Annotated in this window: 4 protein-coding genes; all 4 read left to right on the top strand. The window is 65.6% G+C overall.

The genetic code is table 11. The features are described 5' to 3' along the window. The first annotated feature begins 104 nt into the window (after positions 1-104). The 4 genes from rbfA (at position 105) to pnp (ending at position 4331) form a co-directional block, all read left to right on the top strand. Entirely contained in the window at positions 105-557 is a 453-nt protein-coding gene (rbfA, locus tag ACILQR_RS15680) for a 30S ribosome-binding factor RbfA (RefSeq protein WP_395652314.1), read from the top strand. Further along, positions 557-1489 carry a tRNA pseudouridine(55) synthase TruB gene (truB, locus tag ACILQR_RS15675; protein WP_395652313.1) on the top strand — a complete coding sequence of 311 codons (933 nt, stop codon included), beginning with the start codon at positions 557-559 and terminating at the stop codon, positions 1487-1489. Before rbfA ends, truB begins: the two co-directional genes overlap by 1 nt. 93 nt (positions 1490-1582) lie before the next feature. After that, positions 1583-1852 (top strand): 30S ribosomal protein S15, encoded by a 270-nt coding sequence (gene rpsO / locus ACILQR_RS15670; RefSeq protein ID WP_271146378.1) that lies wholly within the window; start codon positions 1583-1585, stop codon positions 1850-1852. A gap of 244 nt (positions 1853-2096) precedes the next feature. Further along, positions 2097-4331 carry a polyribonucleotide nucleotidyltransferase gene (gene pnp / locus ACILQR_RS15665; RefSeq protein WP_395652312.1) on the top strand — a complete coding sequence of 745 codons (2235 nt, stop codon included), beginning with the start codon at positions 2097-2099 and terminating at the stop codon, positions 4329-4331. The last annotated feature ends 75 nt before the right edge of the window (positions 4332-4406 follow it).

Here is a 4406-nt window from a genome sequence, read left to right as displayed (position 1 = left end):
CAGGGCGGCCCCACAGGCCTAGACCGCCTCCCTTTTCCAGTTCAGCCCCCTCTATTTCAGCCCTGCGCCGGGTCCGATCCCCGGCAAGCGCCGGAGACCACCTCATGAGCAACCGCAAACCCAAGACCAAGGCCACCGCCGGCCTGGTCAGCCAGCGCCAGCTGCGCGCCTCCGAAATGATCCGCCACGCCCTGGTTGAGGTCATGCGCGAGAACGAGATCCGCGATCCGGCCCTGGTCGGCGTCTCGATCACGGTCAGCGAGGTCCGGCTGTCGCCCGACCTCAAACACGCCACCTGTTTCGTCGAGCCGCTGGGTGCCGGCGTCGAGACCTCCGACACCGCCGGCCATATCGACGAGATTCTCAAGGCGCTGAACGCCCACACCAAATTCCTGCGCGGGGCCCTCGGCCGTCACATCGACATGCGTTTCACCCCCGACCTGCGCTTCCGCCACGATGAAAGCTTCGAGGCCGCCGAGCGGCTGAACCGCTTGCTGGACGACCCCCGCGTGCGCGCGGACGTGTTCGTGCCGCCGGTCGAGGAAGACGACGCCTGATGGGCCGTCGCAAGAAGGGCGATCCGGTCAACGGCTGGGTCTGTCTCGACAAGCCGTTCGAGCTGGGCTCCACCGACGCCGTGTCCAAGGTCCGCCGCCTGTTCAACGCCCAGAAGGCGGGGCACGCAGGCACGCTCGACCCGCTGGCGTCTGGCATCCTGCCCATCGCCCTGGGCGAGGCGACCAAGACCGTGCCCTTCATGATGGAGGCGCAGAAGGTCTATCGCTTCACTATCCACTGGGGCATCTCGACCGCCAGCGTCGACCGCGAGGGCGAGATCATCGGCCGGTCCGACGTCCGGCCGAGCGTCGAAGCGGTGCGCGCCGCCCTGCCCGCCTTCGTCGGCGAGATCGACCAGACCCCGCCGCAGTTCAGCGCCATCAAGGTGGACGGCCAGCGCGCCTATGACCTGGCCCGCGACGGCGTCGAGTTCGAACTGGCCAGCCGCAAGGTCACCATCCACGAGGCCGAGGTCACCGATGCGCCCGATGCGGACCACGTCGAGCTGACCATCCGCACCGGCAAGGGCGTCTATGTGCGGTCGCTGGCGCGCGATCTGGCGGTCATGCTGGGTGCCGAGGGGCATGTTTCGGCGCTGCGCCGCGAGCGCGTGGGTCCGTTTTCCATCGAGAACGCGGTCACTCTGGATTTCCTGACCGATCTGGTGCATAGGGACGCCGCCTTTGAAGGCCTGCTGCCCGTAGCGACCGCCCTGGACGACATCCCGGAGCTGGCCATTACGGACCAGGACGCCTTCTCGCTTCGTCAGGGACGACCGATCGTTCTGCTCCCCCGACAGGTCGAAACGCTCAAGAGCCACCTTCGGGATGGCTCTCGTACCGTTTCCGCCTTTCACGGACAGACCCTCGTCGCTCTCGGTCAGTTGCGGGCCGGCCGGCTAGAACCCGACCGCGTTTTTAACCTGTCCTGACGCGCTCTCTTCGGAGACCGAAGGGACACTTCCGGGGCTCAAGCAGCGAGGGACCGCGTCCCGAGCGTTAGCCCCCCAGAAAGGAAGCCACCGATGTCGATTACTGCTGAACGCAAGAACGAAGTCATCGCCGAGAACGCCCGCTCCGCCGGCGACACCGGCTCCGCCGAGGTCCAGGTCGCGATCCTGTCGGAACGCATCGCCAACCTCACCGAACACTTCAAGACCCACAAGAAGGACAACCACTCGCGCCGCGGCCTGCTCAAGATGGTTTCGCAGCGTCGTCGTCTTCTGGATCACCTGACCAAGGTCGACAAGGAGCGTTACACCGCTCTGATCACCAAGCTGGGCCTGCGCCGCTAGGCGCATCTGGCACTACCGGTTTCGAGGCGCGGGCCATGTCCGCGCCTCTTTCCGTACCTAGAGACCGGCGCGCCGCCGGACGTACGGCGCAGACGCGAGGGCTTGAGAACAGTCCTCTCCACTCCCGGATCGATCGCCATGGGGCGGCCGGTCCATTGGATCGAAGGACTGAACGCCCGACGCATCCGCACCCACTGATGGGACTCCGCCGGGAATACGCCCGCCGGAACACGAAAGACGAAACATGTTCGATATCAAACGCAAGACGATCGACTGGGCCGGCCGCCCGCTGACCCTGGAAACGGGCCGCATCGCCCGCCAGGCCGACGGCGCCGTTCTGGCCACCTATGGCGAGACCGTCGTCCTCGCCACCGTCGTCTACGGTCGCGCGCCCAAGCCGGGCCTGGATTTCTTCCCGCTGACCGTCAACTACCAGGAAAAGACCTTCGCCGCCGGCAAGATCCCGGGTGGCTATTTCAAGCGTGAAGGCCGTCCGACCGAGAAGGAAACCCTGGTTTCCCGCCTGATCGACCGTCCGATCCGCCCCCTGTTCGTCAAGGGCTTCAAGAACGAAACCCAGGTCGTCATCACCGTGCTGCAGCACGATCTGGAGAACGATCCCGACATCGTCGGCATGGTCGCCACCTCGGCTGCCCTGACCATCTCGGGCGTCCCGTTCCAGGGCCCGATCGGTGCCGCGCGCGTCGGCTATATCGACGGCGAATTCGTGCTGAACCCGACGCTGGACCAACTGCCTGAGTCGCAGCTCGACCTCGTCGTCGCCGGCACCCAGGACGCCCTGATGATGGTCGAATCCGAAGCCAAGGAGCTGTCGGAAGAGGTCATGCTGAACGCCCTGATGTTCGCGCATCGCGGCATGCAGCCGGTGATCGACGCGATCATCGAACTGGCCGAACACGCCGCCAAGGAGCCCTTCGACTTCCAGGCCGAGGATCACTCCGACGTCGTCACCGCCATCCAGTCGCTGGTCGGCGAGGACATCAAGGCCGCCTATACCCACGTCGGCAAGCATGCTCGTCATGAGGCCGTCGGCGCCGCCAAGAAGAAGGCCTCGGCCGCCCTGGTGAAGACCGACGAAAATCCCGACGGCGTCGATTCCGCCAAGTTCGGCACGGCCTTCAAGGAATGCGAAGCCCACGTCCTGCGTCGCGACATCATCGACAACGGCCACCGCGTCGATGGCCGTGCCCTCGACAAGGTCCGCGACATCGTCTCGGAAGTCGGCGTCTTCCCGCGCACCCACGGTTCGGCCCTGTTCACTCGCGGTGAAACCCAGGCCATCGTCGTCGCCACCCTGGGCACCGGCGAAGACGAGCAGTACGTCGACTCGCTGGCCGGGACCTACAAGGAGAAGTTCCTTCTCCACTACAACTTCCCTCCCTATTCGGTCGGCGAGACCGGCCGTATGGGCGGCGCGGGCCGTCGCGAAATCGGTCACGGCAAGCTGGCCTGGCGCGCCATCCGTCCGATGCTGCCCAAGGCGGAAGACTTCCCCTACACGATCCGCATCGTGTCGGAGATCACCGAGTCCAACGGCTCGTCCTCGATGGCTTCGGTCTGCGGCGCCTCGCTGGCGCTGATGGACGCGGGCGTGCCGCTGACACGTCCGGTCTCGGGCATCGCCATGGGCCTGATCCTGGAGCCGTCCGGCGAGTTCGCCATCCTGTCCGACATCCTGGGTGACGAAGATCACCTGGGCGACATGGACTTCAAGGTGGCCGGCACGCGCGAGGGCATCACGTCCCTGCAGATGGACATCAAGGTCACGGGCATCACCGAAGAGATCATGCGCAAGGCGATCGCCCAGGCCTCGGCCGGCCGTCTGCACATCCTCGACGAGATGGACAAGGCCATCGACGGCGCCCGCACCGAGCTGGGTGAGTTCGCGCCCAAGATCGAGTCGATCAAGGTCCCGGTCGACAAGATCCGCGACATCATCGGCACTGGTGGCAAGATCATCCGCGAGATCGTCGAAAAGACCGGAGCCAAGGTCAACATCGAGGACGACGGCACCGTCAAGATCGCCGCTTCGGACCAGGAAAAGATCGACGCCGCCAAGAACTGGATCTCGTCGATCGTGTCCGAGCCCGAGCCCGGCATGATCTACTCCGGCAAGGTCGTGAAGGTCGTCGACTTCGGCGCCTTCGTGAACTTCTTCGGCGCCAAGGACGGTCTGGTCCACGTCTCCCAGATCGCTCTGGAACGCGTCGCCAACCCGGCCGACGTCCTGTCCGAGGGTCAAGAGGTCAAGGTCAAGTTCCTGGGCTTCGACGATCGCGGCAAGACCAAGCTGTCCATGAAGGTCGTCGATCAGGCCACGGGTGAAGACCTGACGGACAAGATCAACGCCGAGCGCGCCGAACGCGGCGAGGCCCCCCTGACCGAAGACACCGGCGGCGGCGGCAAGAAGCGTGAAGGCGGCGGCGGCGACCGTGGTCGTCGTCCGCGCCGCGACTAGGACTCGGCATCATCGCTGAAATGACGAAGGCCCCGCTGGAAACAGCGGGGCCTTTTTTTCATGCGCGGCCTTCGC

The organism is Brevundimonas sp. (assembly GCF_044239655.1).
In the GTDB taxonomy this organism is placed as follows: Bacteria; Pseudomonadota; Alphaproteobacteria; order Caulobacterales; family Caulobacteraceae; genus Brevundimonas.
Note: the sequence above shows the minus strand (reverse complement) of the source record. Positions and strands in the feature narration are given on the sequence as shown.